This window comes from Streptomyces mirabilis, from assembly GCF_039503195.1.
In the GTDB taxonomy this organism is placed as follows: domain Bacteria; phylum Actinomycetota; class Actinomycetes; order Streptomycetales; family Streptomycetaceae; genus Streptomyces; species Streptomyces mirabilis_D.
In genome coordinates, this window is the sequence record NZ_JBCJKP010000001.1 from 8,986,053 (window position 1) to 9,005,076 (window position 19,024).

The 19,024-nt window shown below is 72.0% G+C and carries 21 protein-coding genes; 13 read left to right on the forward strand and 8 right to left on the reverse strand.

The genetic code is table 11. The features are described 5' to 3' along the window. The first annotated feature begins 2 nt into the window (after positions 1-2). Positions 3-788: an SGNH/GDSL hydrolase family protein gene (locus AAFF41_RS40755; protein ID WP_319752125.1), complete on the forward strand. Its 786-nt coding sequence runs from the start codon at positions 3-5 to the stop codon at positions 786-788. Between the two features lie 316 nt (positions 789-1,104). On the opposite strand, the gene AAFF41_RS40760 is transcribed toward AAFF41_RS40755, so the two are convergent. The 4 genes from AAFF41_RS40760 to AAFF41_RS40775 form a co-directional block, all read right to left on the reverse strand. Beyond that, on the reverse strand, positions 1,105-1,704 hold the full coding sequence (locus AAFF41_RS40760) for a TetR/AcrR family transcriptional regulator (RefSeq protein WP_319752079.1): 600 nt from the start codon (positions 1,702-1,704) through the stop codon (positions 1,105-1,107). A gap of 46 nt (positions 1,705-1,750) precedes the next feature. After that, positions 1,751-2,170, reverse strand: a complete 420-nt coding sequence (locus tag AAFF41_RS40765; protein WP_319752080.1) for a hypothetical protein — start codon at positions 2,168-2,170, stop codon at positions 1,751-1,753. 134 nt (positions 2,171-2,304) lie between these two features. After that, positions 2,305-3,531 (reverse strand): Glu/Leu/Phe/Val dehydrogenase dimerization domain-containing protein, encoded by a 1,227-nt coding sequence (locus AAFF41_RS40770; RefSeq protein WP_319752081.1) that lies wholly within the window; start codon positions 3,529-3,531, stop codon positions 2,305-2,307. Next, on the reverse strand, positions 3,528-5,165 hold the full coding sequence (locus AAFF41_RS40775; RefSeq protein ID WP_319752082.1) for a 5-guanidino-2-oxopentanoate decarboxylase: 1,638 nt from the start codon (positions 5,163-5,165) through the stop codon (positions 3,528-3,530). The genes AAFF41_RS40770 and AAFF41_RS40775 overlap by 4 nt, the downstream gene beginning before the upstream one ends. Positions 5,166-5,554: 389 nt before the next feature. On the opposite strand from AAFF41_RS40775, the gene AAFF41_RS40780 reads away from it, so the two are divergent. From AAFF41_RS40780 to AAFF41_RS40830, 11 genes are all read left to right on the forward strand, one after another. After that, the gene (locus AAFF41_RS40780; RefSeq protein ID WP_319752083.1) at positions 5,555-6,787 is read left to right on the forward strand and encodes an MBL fold metallo-hydrolase; all 1,233 of its coding nucleotides are present in this window, start codon (positions 5,555-5,557) and stop codon (positions 6,785-6,787) included. A 357-nt stretch (positions 6,788-7,144) separates the two neighbouring features. After that, on the forward strand, positions 7,145-9,211 hold the full coding sequence (locus AAFF41_RS40785) for an ATP-binding protein (RefSeq protein WP_343325613.1): 2,067 nt from the start codon (positions 7,145-7,147) through the stop codon (positions 9,209-9,211). A gap of 92 nt (positions 9,212-9,303) precedes the next feature. Then, complete coding sequence (locus AAFF41_RS40790; protein ID WP_319752085.1) at positions 9,304-9,744, forward strand: roadblock/LC7 domain-containing protein; 441 nt, start codon at positions 9,304-9,306, stop codon at positions 9,742-9,744. A gap of 2 nt (positions 9,745-9,746) precedes the next feature. Beyond that, complete coding sequence (locus tag AAFF41_RS40795; protein WP_054232708.1) at positions 9,747-10,118, forward strand: DUF742 domain-containing protein; 372 nt, start codon at positions 9,747-9,749, stop codon at positions 10,116-10,118. Continuing rightward, positions 10,096-10,683, forward strand: a complete 588-nt coding sequence (locus AAFF41_RS40800; protein WP_054232707.1) for a GTP-binding protein — start codon at positions 10,096-10,098, stop codon at positions 10,681-10,683. The genes AAFF41_RS40795 and AAFF41_RS40800 overlap by 23 nt, the downstream gene beginning before the upstream one ends. Positions 10,684-10,788: 105 nt before the next feature. Further along, a complete protein-coding gene (locus AAFF41_RS40805) occupies positions 10,789-11,379 on the forward strand; it encodes a GAF domain-containing protein (RefSeq protein WP_319752086.1) in 591 nt (196 codons plus the stop codon). Between the two features lie 165 nt (positions 11,380-11,544). After that, positions 11,545-12,573 carry an L-threonine 3-dehydrogenase gene (gene tdh, locus AAFF41_RS40810; protein WP_343325614.1) on the forward strand — a complete coding sequence of 343 codons (1,029 nt, stop codon included), beginning with the start codon at positions 11,545-11,547 and terminating at the stop codon, positions 12,571-12,573. A gap of 49 nt (positions 12,574-12,622) precedes the next feature. Further along, the gene (locus AAFF41_RS40815) at positions 12,623-13,834 is read left to right on the forward strand and encodes a glycine C-acetyltransferase (protein WP_319752088.1); all 1,212 of its coding nucleotides are present in this window, start codon (positions 12,623-12,625) and stop codon (positions 13,832-13,834) included. A gap of 13 nt (positions 13,835-13,847) precedes the next feature. Continuing rightward, a complete protein-coding gene (locus tag AAFF41_RS40820) occupies positions 13,848-14,753 on the forward strand; it encodes a LysR family transcriptional regulator (RefSeq protein WP_343325615.1) in 906 nt (301 codons plus the stop codon). A 67-nt stretch (positions 14,754-14,820) separates the two neighbouring features. Continuing rightward, on the forward strand, positions 14,821-15,396 hold the full coding sequence (locus tag AAFF41_RS40825; RefSeq protein ID WP_054232702.1) for a helix-turn-helix domain-containing protein: 576 nt from the start codon (positions 14,821-14,823) through the stop codon (positions 15,394-15,396). Beyond that, positions 15,393-15,929: a GNAT family N-acetyltransferase gene (locus tag AAFF41_RS40830; RefSeq protein WP_343325616.1), complete on the forward strand. Its 537-nt coding sequence runs from the start codon at positions 15,393-15,395 to the stop codon at positions 15,927-15,929. The genes AAFF41_RS40825 and AAFF41_RS40830 overlap by 4 nt, the downstream gene beginning before the upstream one ends. A gap of 23 nt (positions 15,930-15,952) precedes the next feature. Here AAFF41_RS40830 and AAFF41_RS40835 read toward each other — a convergent pair whose 3' ends face one another. The 3 genes from AAFF41_RS40835 to AAFF41_RS40845 form a co-directional block, all read right to left on the reverse strand. Further along, positions 15,953-16,624 (reverse strand): hypothetical protein, encoded by a 672-nt coding sequence (locus AAFF41_RS40835; RefSeq protein ID WP_319752091.1) that lies wholly within the window; start codon positions 16,622-16,624, stop codon positions 15,953-15,955. A 139-nt stretch (positions 16,625-16,763) separates the two neighbouring features. Further along, entirely contained in the window at positions 16,764-17,249 is a 486-nt protein-coding gene (locus tag AAFF41_RS40840; RefSeq protein ID WP_343325617.1) for an RNA polymerase sigma factor, read from the reverse strand. Beyond that, complete coding sequence (locus AAFF41_RS40845; protein ID WP_054232698.1) at positions 17,246-17,425, reverse strand: hypothetical protein; 180 nt, start codon at positions 17,423-17,425, stop codon at positions 17,246-17,248. Before AAFF41_RS40845 ends, AAFF41_RS40840 begins: the two co-directional genes overlap by 4 nt. A 249-nt stretch (positions 17,426-17,674) precedes the next feature. Here AAFF41_RS40845 and AAFF41_RS40850 point away from each other — a divergent pair, with 249 nt between their 5' ends. Continuing rightward, positions 17,675-18,034: an MmcQ/YjbR family DNA-binding protein gene (locus AAFF41_RS40850; protein ID WP_319752094.1), complete on the forward strand. Its 360-nt coding sequence runs from the start codon at positions 17,675-17,677 to the stop codon at positions 18,032-18,034. 29 nt (positions 18,035-18,063) lie between these two features. Here AAFF41_RS40850 and AAFF41_RS40855 read toward each other — a convergent pair whose 3' ends face one another. After that, entirely contained in the window at positions 18,064-18,981 is a 918-nt protein-coding gene (locus tag AAFF41_RS40855; RefSeq protein WP_319752095.1) for a transketolase family protein, read from the reverse strand. Positions 18,982-19,024: the final 43 nt, after the last annotated feature.

Genomic DNA, 19,024 nt, shown 5'->3' on the forward strand with positions numbered 1-19,024 from the left:
CAGTGATCGGGTCGTACGTGGCGGTGGGGGACAGCTTCACCGAAGGCGTCGGCGACCCCGGCCCCGACGGAGCCTTCGTCGGGTGGGCCGACCGGTTCGCGGTGCTCCTCGCCGACCGGCGGCCCGAAGGCTCCTTCACCTACACCAATCTCGCCGTACGCGGAAAGCTGCTCGACCAGATCGTCGAGGACCAGCTCCGGGACGCCAAGGAACTCGCCCCCGACCTGGTCTCCTTCTGCGCGGGCGGCAACGACATCATCCGGCCGGGCACCGACCCCGACGAGGTCGCCGAGCGCTTCGAGCGCGCGGTCGCCGACCTCACCTCCGCCGTCGGCACCGTCATGGTGACGACCGGCTTCGACACCCGTACCGTCCCCGTGCTGAAGCATCTGCGCGGCAAGATCGCCACGTACAACGGGCACGTAAGGGCCATCGCGGACCGGTACGGCTGTCCGGTCCTCGACCTGTGGTCCCTGAAGACGATCCAGGACCGCCGCGCCTGGGACGGTGACCGCCTGCACCTCTCGCCCGAGGGCCACACCCGGGTCGCGCTGCGTGCCGGTCAGGTCCTCGGCCTCGAAGTGCCCGCGGATCCCGACCAGCCCTGGCCTCCGCTGCCGCCCCGCGGCACGCTCGAGGTCCGGCGCGACGACATCCACTGGGCGCGCGAGTACCTCGTCCCGTGGATCGGGCGCCGACTGCGCGGGGAGTCCTCCGGTGACCACGTGGCCGCCAAGGGCAGCCTCTCGCCGGTCGACATCAAGATGCGGATCGAGTCCGTGGCCTGAACGACGGGTCTCCGACGTGCCGGTGGTTTGGACGCCTCCGCCTCGACGGGGTGCCCGTCAGGCGGGCCCGGGCCGAACTCGCCGCCGCGCCTGCGGCCGTTGCGGCGCGGCGGCTGTCGCCGGGTCGGACGTGCCCCGTACACGCCTCCCCGGTGGTTCGGCGGTGGGCGGAGCCGACTCGGGTGGCAGTGAGCCGACGGCCGACGAGATGGACGGCCCGGCGGCGGGTCGGCAGCAGCCGCACCGACCCGCTGGGTGGGCGGTGGGGCGGCGACGGCCGAACCGAGCCGTCCGGGCGTGTGCCCCGGCGCGCCCCTCAGCGCACCGCGGCCGTCAACGCCTCCCGCGCGAGCCCCAGTTCCCGGGCGAGCGCTTCGTCCACCCACTCCTGGGCCCGCGCCCGCGACACCGCTCCCGTGTAGGCGGTCATCTGCACCGCGAGCCCGTCGAGCAGCGCCGTCAGCCGCAGGGCGGAACCCGTGGGATCCGGGCACGCGAACTCGCCGGCCGCCACTCCCTCCGCGATCACCTCGGTAATCGCGGCCTTCCACTGCTTGTCGAGATCACGCGTGACCTCCTGAAGCGCGGGCTCGCGCAGGGCGGCCGCCCAGCCCTCGATCCACAGTCGCCAGCCCTTGGCCTGGCCGGTCGGCGCGTACCAGCGCACGGCGGCGCGCAGCCTGCGCAGCGCCGACGTACGACGGCCGAGCAGCTTGCGCAGATGGGCGAGGTCGTCCTCGGCCGCGTAGGTGAACGCGGCGGCGACCAGCTTCTCCTTGGTGGAGAAGTGGTACAGCACCAACGCGTTGCTCACCCCGAGCACCGAGGCCACGTCGGCGATCCGCACCGCCGCCACGCCCCGCGCCTCGATCTGCTCGATGGCGGCGCGCAGCAACTCCTCGCGCCGTTCCGCCACGCTCAACCGCACCCTCGCCACGCGGTAACCCTAATGCTCGGCGGGGTCAGTCGACGAACTGGTAGTCAAACCGGATGCGGCCGTCCTCGTCGAGGACCAGGAACTCCCGGCCACCGCCGGTGGCCCGTCCCTCCCCGGTGTGGAAGGACTCCCAGCGGAACGTGAGGACGTCCCGCAGCTGTTGGGCGGGTTCCTGGATCCGGAAGACGTAGGTCCCCGGGGCGACGAATTCGTCGTGGGCGCGGGTCACGCGCGTGTGCAGTTCGTCGTGGCCACGGGCCTCCAGGACGGCGGTGGTGAAGCCGAGGCCCACCGCGGTGTCCCGCATCTGCTGGGGTGGCCGGAGGACGTGCAGACCGTCCTGAGCCCAGAGTTCGTCCACGGTCTTGCGGCGGATCTCGGGATCGGGCTCGTTCCAGACGCCGATGTAGCGCTCGATCAGGTCCTGCGGGTCGATGCTGGGCATGGATACTCCCGTTACGAGTCGGTCTTCGTGTGGGGAGGGGCGGTCACTCGCGCTCGCGCGCCCTCGCTCCACCGACTCTGCTGTCACCGGCCCCGCGCCTCAATTCCCCAGGGGGAATGACGGCAGGGCCCCCGTCAGCGGTACCAGCCGAACCGCTCCGCGATCACCGGCAGCCGGTCGGCGACGATGGCGTGCGCCGCGGCCCGCGGTGTCGTCCCGTCGGCCTCCGCGCGGGCCAGCATCCGGCCGATGAGGTCGCGCATGGAACGCCGGGTGTACGCGAACGCCTCGTCCGCGTCCGCGCCGATGTCGCCGAAGAGCGTCCACCACCACCAGGCGTTCGTCCCGGAGTTGACCACGACGTCCGGCAGCACGACGACCCCGCGCGCGGCGAGCAGCTCCTCCGCCTCGGGCAGTACGGGCATGTTGGCCGCCTCGACGATCCAGCGGGCGCCGATCTGCCGCTGGTTCTCGGTGTCGATGGCGTACGAGACCGCCGCGGGAACGAGTACCTCCGCGTCCATGGACAGCCAGGCGTCGCCGGGGAGTTCCTGGTCGGCCGGGCGCAGCGCGCCACGGTCGACCGTCCCGTAGGCGTCCCGCGCCGCGAGCAGCGCGTCGATGTCCAGCCCGTGCGGGTTCGCGATCGTGCCCTTGACGTCCGCGACGGCGACGATGTCGAGGCCCGCGCGGGAGAGGAAGCGGGCCGTGGCTCCGCCCATGGTGCCCAGGCCCTGCACGGCCACACGCGTCCCCGCGTGTGTCACCCCGGCCCGGTCCAGGGCCGCGAGCACCGACTCGGCGACACCGCAGCCGCCGACCAGTTCGTCGAGCCCGATCCCGTCCACATCGACCGCGAAGGCGTCCGCGAGCCGCCGACGGGCCGCCGTCTCGTCGTCGAGCAGCGGGTACACGGCCTGGATGGACGAGACGAGCCCCGCCTCCTCGGCGGCCCGGTCGACCAGGTCCTGGGTGAGCCCGAGGTCCTCACCCGTGGTCCAGAAGCTCTCGATGTAGGGGCGCATGGCCCGCAGGTAACGCACCAGCAGGCCGTACGCCGCCGGATCCTGGGGATCGCAGTCGATGCCGCCCTTGGCGCCGCCCAGCGGGATGTAGCGGCCCTCGGGGTTGTAGTGCAGGGCCTCCTTCATCGTCATCCCGCGGGCGAGCCCCGCGACCTCGTCCAGGGTGCAGCCCGCGCGCATCCGCAGGCCGCCGCTGGAGACGCCCCGGACGAGCCGGTCGACCACGAGATAGCCCGGTCTGCCCGTGACGTGGTCGGTCCAGGTGAGCGTGATCAGAGGCGCGGTCGAAGGCGGGGTGAGCGGCGCGGCCGACGGTGCGGTCGGGGGCGTGGTCATGGGGTCTCCTCGGGGACGGCGATCAGGGTGGGAGCAGGCGTGCGCAGCGCCTCGGTGAGGGCGAGGGCCAGCTCGTCGGGGTGGCACACGCGTGTGCCCTGTCCTCCGTAGGCGCGGGCCAGGGCGGGCAGATCGACCGGAGCGAGGTCCACCGCGGTCGGGCGGTCGCCACGGGCGGCCATCTCGTCGCGGATCTCTCCGTAGCCACCGTTGTCGAACACCACGACGGGCAGCGGGAGTCGCAACTGAGCGGCGGTCGCCAGCTCCTGCACCGTGAACTGGAGGCCGCCGTCCCCGCTCAGCGCCACCACCTGGCGCTCCGGGCACGCCACCTTGGCGCCGAGCGCCGCGGGCAGCGCGTAGCCGAGCGTGCCGAAGCCGGTCGGGTGAAGATAGCGTCCTGACGGGCCCAGCGGGAGGTGCGGGAGCGCGCCGTAGTAGCAGCACTGGGCACTGTCCGAGGTGATGACCGCGTCGTCGGCCAGGACGGCGCGGATCGCCCGTAGGTACGGGAGCCAGCGCGCGTCGCGCGCGGCACTCCCGGAGAACCGCGCGTCCCGCACCACGGCGACCTCGTCGACGTCGATGCCGCCTCGTGGGTCGGGGATGTCGTGTCGCACGCGCGTGTGGAGGCCCATTTCCGACAACAGCCCCTCCAGGGAGGCCCGCGCGTCGCCGACGAGCGCGATGTCCGTGGGCAGCCCGGAGTGCATCTGGTCCGGGTCGAGGTCGGCCCGCACGAGCGTGCCCCCGAGGGCGGTCGGCGGCGACCAGAAATCGGACTCGGCCAGCTCCGTGCCCACGGCGAGGACGACATCGCGACCCGCCAGCCACTTCTGCACCGACTCAGTGTGCAGCGAGACGCCGAGCGAGAGCGGATGCCGCTCGGGTACGACGCCCTTGCCGTTGGCGGTCGTCACGACGGGCGCGCCGCACGCCTCCGCGAGAGCGAGACAGACGGTCGCGGCGCCGCGCGCGCCACCGCCGAGCACCAGTGCGGGCCGCCGCGCCTCCCGCAGGGCGCGTGCGGCGCGTCGTACGGCCTCGGCGTCCGGCAGGGTCGGCGCGGAGGCCGGGGCGAGCCGCACCGGCCCGGCGGCCTCGGCCGCCGTCAGCAGGTCCAGCGGCACCTCGATGTGCACCGGCCGCGGTCGCCGCGTACGGAAGAGGGTGAACGCGCGTGCCACGGCGGCGCCGATCTCGGTCACCGAGGAGACCCGGTGGCTGAACGCGGCGACGCCCCGCAGCGCCTCGGTCTGGCTGCGCATCTCGTGCAGCAGTCCGGTCGACAGCCGGGGGTGGCGCAGCGGCATACCGGGGGAGACGACCAGCAGGGGCACGCTGTCCGCGTAGGCCTGCCCGACGGCGGCCGTGACGTTGAGGAGCGCGGGACCGGTGGTCGTGATCACGACACCGGGGCGCCCCGTCACGCGCGCGTACCCGTCGGCGGCGTACCCGGCGCCCTGTTCGTGGCGCGGGGTCGCGTGCCGGACGCCGTACGCCGTCAGGTGCCGGTAGATCTCCAGGTTGTGCGTGCCGGGAATGCCGAACGCCTGCGTCACGTCATGCGCGGCGAGCGCCCGGACGAGCGCCTCGCCACCGGTGAGCACACCGCTGCGCGGGTCGGCCTCCATGGTGCCTCCAGGTGCGGGACGAGCGGCGCGACCGAAGACCCACCGGTGTCTTTACTGAATCGCCATTCAGTATCGGGAGTGACTCCGAAATCTGTCAATTTACTGAACGGATCATCAGTAGTGGGTCTGAGGCGCACCGCCCGGCGAAGGCCGGACCGGACCGCGGGACGCGTGGCGGAAGAAGACCGTGCGCCGCGGGGTTGGGGAGACGCGGGCCATCGGGGCCACCTCATGTGATGTCGGGCCCCGGGTGTGTCCCCGGGCGGGTCGCACCAGGGTCCGGACCTCGCGGTGTGTACCGGGGACATCGCGCTGTGACACCGTCGACCCGGCGCTGTCAGAGGGGCCGACCATAATGGGAGGCCTGACCGACTCCACTGGGAGGTACCGTGACCGGTTTCCGTACGTTGAGCTCCGGGCTCCGCGCGTTGCAGCCCGCCGCCTTCGGCGCGGACCCCGGCGGTGAGCGCATGGAGCGCATCCGTAGATCGCCGAATTTCGCGGACGGTGTCTTCCAGAACCCGGTGAGTGCCCGGACCCGCCCCGACGGCTCCATGCTCGAGTTCGCGAAGGTCTTCTTCCGCAAGGAGGAGCGCGCCCACCGCGCCCCGGCGGGCACGGTGCCGGTGTACCCCACCACGCTCGCCGACCTCGCCAAGCCCGCGGCGAGCGGGTTGCGGATCACCTGGATGGGGCACTCCAGTGTGCTCGCCGAGATAGACGGGCACCGGGTGCTGTTCGACCCCGTATGGGGCGAGCGCTGTTCCCCCTTCAACTTCGTCGGGCCCAAGCGGCTGCACCCGGTGCCCCTGCCGCTGGCCGCGCTCGGCCCGGTCGACGTCGTCGTCATCTCGCACGACCACTACGACCACCTCGACCTGCCCACCATCAAGGCCCTGGCCGACACGGACACGGTCTTCGCGGTGCCGCTCGGCGTCGGCGCCCACCTGGAGCACTGGGGCGTCTCGTCCGACCGCGTGCGCGAGCTGGACTGGAACGAGAGCACCAAGGTCGGCGGCATCTCCCTGACCGCGACACCCGCCCGGCACTTCTGCGGCCGCGGCCTGCGCAACACCCAGCACACGCTCTGGGCCTCCTGGGTGGTGACGGGTGACGAGCACCGGATCTACCACAGCGGGGACACCGGCTACTTCGAGGGCTTCAAGGACATCGGCGCCGAGCACGGCCCGTTCGACATCACGATGATCCAGATCGGGGCGTACAGCGAGTTCTGGCCCGACATCCACATGACGCCCGAGGAGGGCATGCGCACCCACCTGGACCTCCAGGGCGGGCGCCCCACCGGCGTGATGCTGCCCATCCACTGGGCCACGTTCAACCTGGCGACCCACCCGTGGGTGGAGCCCGGCGAGGGCACGATGGCAGCCGCGCACGCGGTGGGCGCCCGTGTCGCGCTGCCCCGCCCGGGCCAGCCCTTCGAGCCCACCGCCGAGACCGTCCCGGCCGAGCCCTGGTGGCGTGGTGTGGCCATGCCGCCGAGGGGTGGCTGGCCCGCCGTCGAGAAGTCTGGAGCGGATACCTCCGTTTCCGACACTCCGGGTGATGTCGTGGGCCAGGCTTCCGAAGGCACCGGAGAACCGGAGACGGTGCCCGCGAGCTGAATTTCCTGAATGTCCGATTGGCGGCGAGGGTCGGGGAGCGAGCTGCTCCCCGACCCTCGCCGTTTGTTCGCGACCGGTTCTGACCAGCTCTGATCGGATCCGTGACGCAAGGGAACGTGCGTCCGAAGGGGATATCGGTCTGCCGTGCGAGGCCTCATACCAGAGCGGGACGCCTTCCGGGGGAGTTTGTCAACTGCCCACCGCACATGATGGCTTGGCGACTACTGTCAGTTGCCGTCGGGCGACGCGGGGCCGAATTTTTCGGCTCTCTCGACCGGCATCGCGATGGCGCACGCCCGAGCCGCGCAGACCCGCGGGAGCCCCCGTGGCCCCCGACGCACCAGTACGAGGACGCCGATGTCTCACCTCCGCGCACCGGCCGCACGCGCAGACCGCCGTGAGGGCGGGCGGCACGGGCGGCCGGTCGCCCGCACGGTCCACCCGCAGCCCGAGACCCGCCTACGGCCCCAGTTACTGCGCCTGGCGGTCCTGCCGCCGATCGCGGTGGCGCTCAGCGGCTGTGCGGCCGTGCTGTTCACGGTCCGCTCCACCGGCGCACGCCCCGGCGTAGTCCTGTGGGCGGTGCTCGCAGGCGCCGGGTCCGTGGCCCTCGCGGGCATCCTGATCGCCGCCGTGGGCGCCGACCGGGCCGCCACGTCCGTGCGGGAACGCATCGGCGCCCTGCGCCGCGGCAGCGCCCGTACCGAGGCCGACCTGCGCGCCGTCGTCGAGGGCCTGCGCCGGGGCGAGAGCCCTCCCACGCCCAAGCCGCGCCAACGGCCCAAGCCGGACGCCGACGAGTTCGAGCTGCTCGCCGCCGACCTCTCCCGCGCGCACGACGGCGCCGTCACCGCCGTCGTGCAGGCGGCCCAACTCTCCAGCCAGGCGGGCAGCGAGCAGAAGGTCGAGGTCTTCGTCAATCTCGCGCGGCGGCTTCAGTCCCTCGTGCACCGCGAGATCTCGATCCTCGACGAGCTGGAGAACGAGATCGAGGACCCGGACCTGCTGAAGGGCCTCTTCCACGTCGACCACCTCGCCACCCGCATCCGCCGGCACGCCGAGAACCTCGCCGTGCTCGGCGGCGCCGTCTCGCGCCGTCAGTGGAGCAACCCCGTCTCCATGACCGAGGTGCTGCGGTCCGCGATCGCCGAGGTCGAGCAGTACTCGCGGGTCAAACTGGTGCCCCCGATCGACGGCACCCTGCGCGGGCACGCCGTCGCCGACGTCATCCACCTGCTGGCCGAACTCGTCGAGAACGCCACGGTGTTCTCCGCCCCGCACACCCAAGTCCTGTTGCGCGTCAACCTCGTCACCTCCGGCCTCGCGGTCGAGGTCGAGGACCGGGGCCTGGGCATGCCCCTGGGCGAACAGAACAAGATGAACGCGCTGCTCACCGACCCCGATCAGGTGAATGTAGCCAGTCTCCTCCAGGACGGCCGGATCGGTCTGTTCGTGGTGTCCCAGCTCGCCCGGCGGCACGGCATCCACGTACGGCTCCAGACCAACATCTACGGCGGTGTCCAGGCCGTACTCGTCGTACCGCAGGCGCTGTTGGGCGCGCCGCCGGGCGCCATCGGCGACGTATCGCAAGCACAGTCCCAGCAGACACAGCAGACACAGCAGTCCCAGCAGACGCAGCAGCTCAAGGCCGGCGGCCCGCGTCCGCCCGCCGGGCCACAGACAGGGCCGACCGCGCCCGTGTCGTCCGCCGGCGCGACGGTGGCCTCCGTGCCGCGACAGGGACAGCGGGACCAGACGCAGCCCGCCGCGCCCGGCACGGGCGGCAGTGGCCCGGCGCCGCTCCCCGTGCGCGGCGCCCGCGCGGAGCGGCCCAACCCGGCCGAGGCCCTGCCCGGCATCCGGCCCGACGACCGGCCCGTGGTCGCGGAGAACGCGGCCATGCCGCCCACCCCTCGCAACGGCGCGGTGCGCGGCACCATGGGCAAGCCCCAGCTGCCCAAGCGGCGCGCCCAGGAGCACATCGCACCCCAACTGCGCGACGGGCCCTTGCCCCGCCAGGATCCGGAGCAGGTCGTCGGCCACGACCCCGGTCTGATGGCGGCGTTCCAGCGGGGGATCGGGCTCGCGGAGGCCCAGCACGCCGAGGAACGGCGCACGGAGGCACCGCACAGCGGAGCAGCGCACCTGGAGCGGCCGCACCCCGATCTGCCGCACTCCGACCTGCTGCATCCGGACCCGCTGCACCGGGACCCGCCGCACCCGGATCCGCGGCACCTGGCCCCGTTGCCGCCGCTGGATGTGATCCGCGTCGACCGGACGTCCACGGGCGGCGCGCCCCGCATATCCGAGACCCACACGGCGCACGCCCCCGCCCAGCACGAGGCACACGGGACCCGCGACAACGCACCCGCGCCCGGACACGACCACACGGCCCGGCACGACGGGAGCACAACGGCCGGATGACCACCCCCCTGACGACCCCCACCCGCACGCCCTCCCACACCCCCACACCCTCCGCTCCGGCAGACCTTCGTACTTCAAGGAGTCGATCCACCATGGCGAGCGACGCGCCGACCGCCCACGCCCATGTATCCGATCTCGACTGGCTGATGAGCGGCCTCGTACAGCGCGTACCGCACACGAACAGCGCGGTACTCCTCTCCTGCGACGGACTCGTGAAGTCGGTCCACGGACTCGACCCGGACAGCGCCGACCACATGGCGGCGCTCGCCTCCGGCCTCTACTCGCTCGGCCGCAGCGCGGGCGTGCGCTTCGGCGACGGCGGTGACGTACGCCAGGTCGTCGTCGAACTCGACTCGACCCTGCTGTTCGTCTCCACCGCGGGCTCCGGCACCTGTCTCGCCGTGCTCGCCGGCCGCGAGGCCGACGCGGCGGTGCTCGGCTACGAGATGGCGATGCTGGTCAAGAGCGTCCGTCCGTATCTGATGACCGCGCCCCGGCAGGCCGCCGTGGAACCGCCTGCGATGAGGCCTTGAGCGTGGCCGCGGCCGGCGACGGGCCCTGGCTCGACGACGCGGCCGGACGGCTGGTGCGCCCCTACACGGTCAGCAACGGCCGGACCCGGCCGACCACCGCCCTCGACCTGTTGTCGCAGGTGATGGCCACCGGGGCAACACCTCTGGGCTACCTGGGCCCCGAGCACACCCAGGCACTCGAACTGTGCCGGGCGCCCGTCTCGGTCGCGGAGATCGCCGCACACCTGAAGCTGCCCGCAGCGGTCACCAAGGTGCTGCTCTCCGACCTCGTCGACTGCGGGGCACTGACCACCAAGCCGCCCGAGTTCCACCACAACCCCACTGACCGGTCTCTTCTGGAGGCAGTGCTCGATGGACTACGACGACAGCTCTGATCCCTTCCCCACCGCGCTGAAGATCCTGGTGGCCGGAGGGTTCGGGGTCGGCAAGACGACCTTCGTGGGCGCGGTGAGCGAGATCGCGCCGCTCAGCACGGAGGAGCTGCTCACCACGGTCAGCGCCGCGACCGACAATCTCGACGGCGTCGAGAACAAGGTCGAGACCACCGTGGCGATGGACTTCGGCCGCATCACCCTCGATCCGGAACACGTCCTGTACCTGTTCGGCACCCCCGGGCAGCAGCGGTTCTGGTTCATGTGGGACGAGCTGTCCGAGGGCGCGCTCGGCGCGGTGATCCTCGCCGACACCCGTCGCCTGGAGGACTGTTTCGCGGCCGTCGACTTCTTCGAGCAGCGCGGTCTCGGCTTCATCGTCGCCGTCAACGAGTTCGACGGTGCCTACCGCTACGACCCCGAGGAGGTGCGCGCGGCCATCGACCTCGACCCCGAGATCCCCATCGTGCGCTGCGACGCCCGGATCTCCAGTTCGGGTGTGCAGACCCTGCTCACGCTGGTCCGCCACCTCCTCGCCCACGCACCGACGCACGCACCCATCCGCTGAGCCCGCACCCGGCGTACTCCTTCGACCGCTGAGCCCGCACCCGACCCACGTCCCCCGCCACGGAGCCCACACCATGACGCCCGCCCCACACCAGGGAGCCCGTAGATGAGTTACGACCCGCCGCGCCCGGCCGGTCGTCTGCTGCTGACCCCGGAGGACAAGGACGCCCCCGCCCGGGTCGGCCGGCTGCGCCGGCTGGGCCTGGGAGAGCACACGGAACCCGCCTTCGACGCCTTCGCGGACCGGCTCGCCGAGGTCGCCGCGGTGCCGTACTCGATGGTCAACTTCATCGACGAGAACCGGCAGTTCTTCGCGGGCCTGCACACCCCGGACGGAAACGTCTCGGTCACCCGGCCGCTCCCGGCCGCCCCGGACGGCACCGTGAAGGTCGTCGGACGCTACATGACCCGCGACTACGGGTTCTGCCCCCACGTGGTGGTCCGCCGCAGGGCGCTGGTCCTGGAAGACGTCTGCGACTACCCGCGTTTCGCCGGCAATCCGGTCGTCGACGAGATCGGCGTCCGTTCCTACCTGGGGGCCCCGCTCATCGACCGCACCGGCATCGCCCTCGGCACGATCTGCGTCGTCGACCTCGAACCGCGCCCGTGGGGGAAGGCCGGCCTGGAGACCATCAAGTCGATGGCGGCGGAACTGGTCGAGCGGATCGAGCGCAGGGCGGACACCGGGGGGATCTGACACGCGCGGCCGGAGGCGTGAAGGAAAGCTGCGGCCGCGCTTAAGAAATCCTCGATGGACCAACGGCGCACCCGTGCGGCAGATTTCTCCGGGAAATCACCCCTCTCCCCGGTACGGGCGCCTTCGGTGTGCCCTGCTCCGGGATCTCACCACGGGAGCCACACCTTGAAGGCGCTGGTCAAGGAGAAGGCGGAGCCCGGGCTCTGGCTGACGGACGTCCCGGAACCGGAGATCGGCCCGGGCGACGTACTGATCAAGGTCCTCAGGACCGGGATCTGCGGCACCGACCTGCACATCCGCAACTGGGACGGCTGGGCGCAGCAGGCCGTCCGCACGCCGCTCGTCCTCGGCCACGAGTTCGTCGGAGAGGTGGTCGAGACCGGCCGCGACGTCGCCGAGATCAAGGCGGGCGACCGGGTGAGCGGCGAGGGGCACCTCGTGTGCGGCAAGTGCCGGAACTGCCTGGCCGGGCGCCGCCACCTGTGCCGTGCCACGGTCGGCCTGGGCGTCGGCCGCGACGGCGCGTTCGCCGAGTACGTGGCGCTGCCCGCCGCGAACGTGTGGGTGCACCGCGTCCCCGTCGACCTCGACGTCGCCGCGATCTTCGACCCGTTCGGCAACGCCGTGCACACGGCGCTGTCCTTCCCCCTGGTCGGCGAGGACGTCCTCATCACGGGCGCGGGCCCGATCGGTCTGATGGCCGCGGCCGTGGCCCGGCACGCGGGTGCCCGCAACGTCGTCATCACCGACGTCAGCGAGGAGCGCCTCGACCTCGCCCGCAAGATCGGCGTCAGCCTCGCGCTGAACGTCGCGGAGTCGACCATCGCCGACGGGCAGCGCGCCCTCGGCCTGCGCGAGGGCTTCGACATCGGCCTGGAGATGTCCGGCCGTCCCGAGGCGATGCGCGACATGATCGCCAACATGACGCACGGCGGCCGGATCGCGATGCTCGGCCTGCCCGCCGAGGAGTTCCCGGTCGACTGGTCCCGGATCGTCACCTCCATGATCACGATCAAGGGCATCTACGGCCGTGAGATGTTCGAGACCTGGTACGCGATGTCCGTCCTCCTCGAAGGCGGCCTCGACCTCGCGCCGGTCATCACCGGCCGCTACGGCTACCGCGACTACGAGGCGGCCTTCGCGGACGCCGCGAGCGGCCGCGGCGGCAAGGTCATCCTCGACTGGAGCGCGTGAGCGTCCGCAAGAGCCCCTCCGAACCGCGTGACCCCCTAGGAGCCCCTCCATGTTCGACTCCGTGCGCGACGACCTCCGCGCCACCCTCGACGAGATCCGCGCCGCCGGTCTGCACAAGCCCGAGCGCGTCATCGGCACCCCGCAGTCCGCGACCGTGAGCGTCACCGCGGGCGGCCGGCCCGGCGAGGTCCTCAACTTCTGCGCGAACAACTACCTCGGCCTCGCCGACCACCCCGAGGTCGTCGCCGCCGCCCACGCGGCCCTCGACCGCTGGGGCTACGGCATGGCGTCCGTCCGCTTCATCTGCGGTACGCAGGAGGTGCACAAGGAGCTGGAGGCGCGTCTGTCCGCGTTCCTCGGCCAGGAGGACACGATCCTCTACTCCTCCTGCTTCGACGCCAACGGCGGCGTCTTCGAGACCCTCCTCGGTGCCGAGGACGCGGTCATCTCCGACGCCCTCAACCACGCCTCGATCATCGACGGCATCCGCCTCTCCAAGGCGCGCCGCTTCCGGTACGCCAACCGTGACATGGCCGACCTGGAGGCCCAGCTCAAGGAGGCGTCCGACGCGCGCCGGCGGCTGATCGTCACCGACGGCGTCTTCTCGATGGACGGCTATGTCGCGCCCCTGAGGGAGATCTGCGACCTCGCCGACCGCTACGACGCCATGGTCATGGTCGACGACTCGCACGCCGTCGGCTTCGTCGGCCCCGGCGGCCGCGGCACCCCCGAGCTGCACGGTGTCATGGACCGCGTCGACATCATCACCGGCACCCTCGGCAAGGCACTCGGCGGCGCCTCCGGCGGCTATGTCGCCGCCCGCGCCGAGATCGTGGCGCTGCTGCGCCAGCGCTCCCGCCCGTACCTCTTCTCGAACACCCTCGCCCCGGTGATCGCGGCGGCCTCCCTGAAGGTGCTCGACCTGCTGGAGTCGGCCGACGACCTGCGCATCCGCCTCGCCGAGAACACCGCGCTGTTCCGTTCCCGGATGACCGCGGAAGGCTTCGACATCCTCCCCGGCGACCACGCGATCGCCCCCGTCATGATCGGCGACGCGTCCGTCGCCGGACGCATGGCCGAGCTCCTCCTGGAGCGCGGCGTCTACGTGATCGGCTTCTCCTACCCGGTCGTCCCGCAGGGCCAGGCCCGGATCCGGGTCCAGCTCTCGGCCGCGCACTCGACGCAGGACGTGAACCGGGCGGTCGACGCGTTCGTGTCCGCCCGCGCGGAGCTCGAGGGCTGGAAGACGCCTGTGACCTGAGAGAATCGGTCGCATGATCGAAGCGCGGCGGCTCCACATCCTCCGTGCGGTGGCCGACCACCGCACGGTCACGGCGGCGGCCGCCGCGCTCTATCTCACCCCCTCGGCCGTCTCCCAGCAGCTGACCGCGCTGGAGCAGGAGACCGGCCACCGGCTCGTCGAGCGCGGCGCCAAGGGCGTACGGCTGACTCCGGCCGGCGAGATCCTGCTCAGCCACACCAACGAGGTGCTGGCCCAACTGGAGCGTGCCGAGGCGGAGTTGGCCGCATACAGCGCGGGCTCGGCGGGCACGGTCACGGTCGCCTCCTTCGCGACCGGCATCGGCCTGGTGGTGGCCCCCGCGCTGGCCCGGCTCGCCCGCACGGCACCCGGCATCCACGTCCGCGTCCAGGACGCCGAGGGCGACGCCAGTCTGCCGATGGTGCTCGACCGGCAGGTCGACATCGCGGTCGCCGTCGAGTACCGGGGTGCCCCGGACGCGGACGATCCGCGCCTGACCCCCGTAGCCCTGTACGCCGAGCCCTTCGACGCGGTCGTCCCGCTCGGCCACCGGCTCGCCGACGCCGCCGAGGTCCCGCTCGCCGAGCTGGCCAAGGACCCGTGGATCGGCCCGTACCCCGGCAACCCCTGCCATGACGTGGTCGTCCTGGCCTGCGAGAACGCCGGATTCCAACCCCGTCTCGAACACTCCTCCGACGACTTCCGGGCCGTTGTCTCCCTCGCCTCGGCCGACGCGGGTGTGGCCCTGGTGCCCCGCTCAGCCCTGCGCGGCATGGATCTCACGGGCGTGCAGGTCCGACCGGTCGACGGCGTCGCGCCCACGCGCCGGGTCTTCGCGGCCGTACGCCGGGGCGCGGAGGGACATCCGCTGATCCGTCCGGTGCTGGATGCGCTGGCGGAGGCCGCGACGGTGGACTGAGGGGAGTGGGCGGACGGGAGTGGCCGGCGGGACCCCCTGTTTTCATATCTGGGATAATATCCCGAATATGGGAAACGATGGGGAGCTCGATGTCGTCGATGTCCGGCTCGGGGCCCGGCTGGCCGAGCTGCGCTCCGAACGTGGCTGGTCCCTGGGGGAGTTGGCGGAGCGCAGCGGGGTCAGCCGCTCCACGCTGTCCCGTGCCGAGCGGGCCGAGATCAGCCCCACGGCCTCCCTCCTGAACCGGCTGTGCGCCGTGTACGGACGCACCATGTCGCAGCTGCTCAGCGAGGTCGAGGCGGAGCCCGTTCCGGTGGTGCGGGCGGCCGACCAGACGGTCTGGGCCGACGAGGCCTCCGGATTCGTACGACGATCGGTGTCACCGCCGCACGCCGGGCTGCGCGGCGAACTGGTCGAGGGGCGGCTCGGGGCCGGCGCCGACCTCGCCTACGACCGGCCGCCCGTGCCCGGCCTGGAGCAGCACATCTGGGTCCTCGACGGAACGCTGGAGGTGACCGCGCAGGACGTCGAACACCGGCTCGACGCCGGGGACTGTCTGCGGCTGCGGGTGTGGGGGCCCACCCGCTTCCGGTGTCCCGGCCCCGAGGACGTACGGTACGCGCTGGCGGTGGTGCTGCCGTGACCACCGTCTCCCGGCTGGACGCCCAGTGCCTTCGCGCCTCGGTGGGCGAGCTGGCCGAGTTGCTGATCGACACCGTGGAGGGCGGGGCCTCGATCGGCTTCCTCGCCCCGTTGGAGCGGGCGACGGCCGTCGCCTGGTGGGAGGAGCGCGTGGACGCGGTGTCGGCCGGACGCCTCGCCGTGTGGGTGGCGCACACCGCGGGCCGGATCGTGGGCACCGTCAGCCTCGTCTTCCCCGACAAACCCAACAGCCGGCACCGCGCCGAGCTGGTGAAACTGATGGTGCACCGCGACGGCCGCGGACAGGGCCTCGGCCGGGGCCTTTTGACCACCGCCGAGCACGCGGCCGCCACCGCCGGAATCACCCTCCTGCACCTGGACACCGAGACCGACAGCCCCGCCGAGTCCCTCTACCGCTCCGCCGGCTGGACCCGGCTCGGGGCGATACCCGACTACGCGGCGACGCCGTCGGGCGAGCTGCGCCCGACGACGATCTTCTACAAGCGGGTGGGAGCGACGGTCCCCGGCGCGTGAGGAGTCGCCGCTCCCGGCCGCGGTCACAGCAGGGAGGTCAGGTGGCGCAACTCCTTCACGAGAGGCGGCCGGGGGAGCGGGACGATGCCGATCTCCGGGTGGTGCGGGCGGGCGATGTGCGGGTGGACGTGGTCGATGAACGCAGGATTGACCAACGGCGCGGTGACGCGGTCGCCGCACATGTAGGTGGGTTCGAAGTGCTCGCGCACCAGTTGGGTGCGCCAGTGGTCGGCGTCGTGGTACTCACCGCTGTGGGCGTGTTCGAGGAACAGGCAGTACTCGGCGACCTGGTGGCCGACCCCGGCCGCGAAACGCCACCAGAAGCGCGCCCCGCTGCTGTCGCCCGCCACGTGCAGCAGACATGCGAAGACCAGGGCGCCGGTCTTGTCCGCGTACTGGCTGTCGATGAACTCGCTCAGATGCCGGTCGGCATCCGGCCCGAACAACACCAGCAGGCTCACGGCGTTCAGGTCCCACCAGGCGCGGTCCGCGTCCGGGGTGCGGTCGTCCTCGGGGGTGGTCCACACGGCTCGCACGAGCGCGGCCTCGGGGTTGCGCGGGCGGTGCCGGGCCGCCTGACGGCTGCGCAGACGGGCTTCGGCGGCCGCGAGGTCGTAGCCGGCGTAACGATCCTGCGTACGCGCTTTGGCCAACAGTTCGTCGATGGTGCGGCGGTCGGACGGCAGGGTGCTCATCAGGGGTTCTTCCCGTCGGAGTGCTCCGGGCAGCGGAGTTTGAGCAGGGTGGCGAGGCGCCGTCGACCGGTACGGAGCTGGGAGCGGACGGTGGCCTCCTCGTTGCCCATGAGTACGGCGGCTTCGGCGGCCGTGAAACCTATGCCGTAGTAGTGAAACCTATGCCGTAGTAGAGGAGGATCGCGTCCCGCTGCCGCTCGCTCAGGGAGCCGACCGCGACGTACAGGGCGATGGCGTCGGTGAGCGTGTCGTACGGATCCTCGGCCGGATCGGCGAGCGCCGCCTCGAAGGCGGCGATCTCCATCAGCTCCGGGCGCCGCCGGCGCTTGCGGTGCATGTCGATGATGCGGCGCTTGAGGATCGTCCAGGCGTAGCCCTCCAGGTTCTCCATCCGCAGCATCCGCGGCCAGCGGTCCATGACCTGGTCGAAGGTCAGGTCCACGGCCTCCTCCGCGTCGGCGTCGGAGCCGAGCTGGAGATAGGCGTAGCGCATGTAGTCCTGGCGGCGCTGATGGTGGAAACCCCAGTACGCCATCTGCACGGTGGGGTCCCACTGATCGATGGGTACCGCCCGCGGTGCGCCGACGGCCCCGCCGGTCTCCTCCGGCCCGCCGTCGCCGTTCACGGGACGTCCCGGGTCGACTCGGCGGAGCGGGACGGGGCGCGGGTGCCGGTCAGTCCGGTGATGCCGATCCGTACGCCGGCCGTCAGGAGCCGACGGCAGCCACGGACGACGTCCGGGCCGAACACCCTCATGCCAAGCGCGATCTCGAACAACCACGCGGCAGCGCTCTGCTGCACGGGGCCCTCCCCTGTACCTGTGCTGATCGAAGGTGCCGTGTCCCCACCCCGGCACCAGAGGCACCGTCCGCCTCCACCCATGAAGCGTCCGGAGCGACCCGAACGTGCAGCCGGTGCTCGAAAAATATTACGGTCAGTATCGATCCGATTGCAGCTGGTTCAATCATCGACCATCTCGGGCGGGGAGCCGGGAGCGACGGAACCCGCCGACCCCTGTCGATGTCAGTGCCTTTGGCTACCGTGCCTTCCATGCCGGATGCCGACGACGTACGCCGTACCGCCCTCTCCCTGCCGGACACCACGGAGAAGATCGCCTGGAGCATGCCCACCTTCCGGGTCGCGGGGAAGATGTTCGCCACGCTGCCCGAGGAGGAGACATCCATCGCGGTGCGCTGCCCGAAGGAGGAGCGCGACGAACTCGTCCTGGCGGAGCCCGGCAAGTTCTGGATCGCCGACCACGAGGCGGGTTTCGCCTGGGTCAGGGTCCGGCTCGCCGCCCTGGAGGACGGCGACGAACTCCGCGACATCCTGGCCGACTCCTGGCGCCAGGCGGCTCCGCCCCGGTTGCTCGACGCCTACCCGGAGCTGGGCCGTCCGAAGGCCGACTGACACGCGGGACCGCACGGGCGGGGGCGGACTCAGGGGCGCGGTCGGTCCGAGGCACTCAGGAAGCCGCCGATCCGCTCCCGCAGGGATCCCGCGTCGAGGCCGTGCGCGGTCAGGTGCTCGTCGACGCTTCCGTACCGGCGCAGCTCACGCCGACGGACGCCGAGGCCGAGGACACGGTGGGGTACGTCGGCGAGCGCGTCGCCCGCGACGGTCGTGGACGTACCGGCCAGATACGGCTCGACGAGGACGACGTCGGTGCCCGCCGCCTCCGTGGCGCGGCGCAGGGTCTGCCCGTCGAAGGGCCTCACGGTGGCCGCGTACAGGACGGTGACGTCGAGTCCCTCCGTGGCGGCGAGTACGGCGCCGAGCATCGGCCCGACGGCGACGACGACCCCTGCGTGCCCCTCCCGGACGGTACGCAAGCGGGCCCCGTCGACCGGCAGGCCCCGTGCGTTGGACTGCACGGACAACCGCAGGTACACCTTGTCGTCCCCGGCGGCGACCGCCTGTCGCAGCAGCTGCTCGGCCTCGTCCGGATGGCCGGGAACGTGCACGGTCCAGCCGTCCAGCGTGTCGAGCAGGGCCACGTCGCCGGGTGCCATGTGAGTGAAGCCTCCGGCGGGCCAGTCGAAGGACGCGGCCGCGCTCACCAGCACCGCGCCCACGTCCTGGTGTCCGAGGTCCAGCTTGACCTGTTCGAACGGCCGCTCGACGAGGAAGCTGGCGAAGGTGTGCACGACGGGTCGCAGACCGGTCAGCGCCAGGCCCGCGCCCGCCCCGACCAGGAGCTGTTCGCGGATACCGACGTTGATCACCCGATCGGGATGCCTGCGTCGGGCTTCCGTGAAACCGTCCTTGCCGATCTCGGCGAGGACGACCGCGACCCGAGGGTCCTCGTCGAGCAGCCGCGTCATGACGGGGGCGAAACGATCACGCATGGTGTCCATGGAAGGGGCCCTTTCGGGGGGTACGGGATGAGGAGAGGGGAGG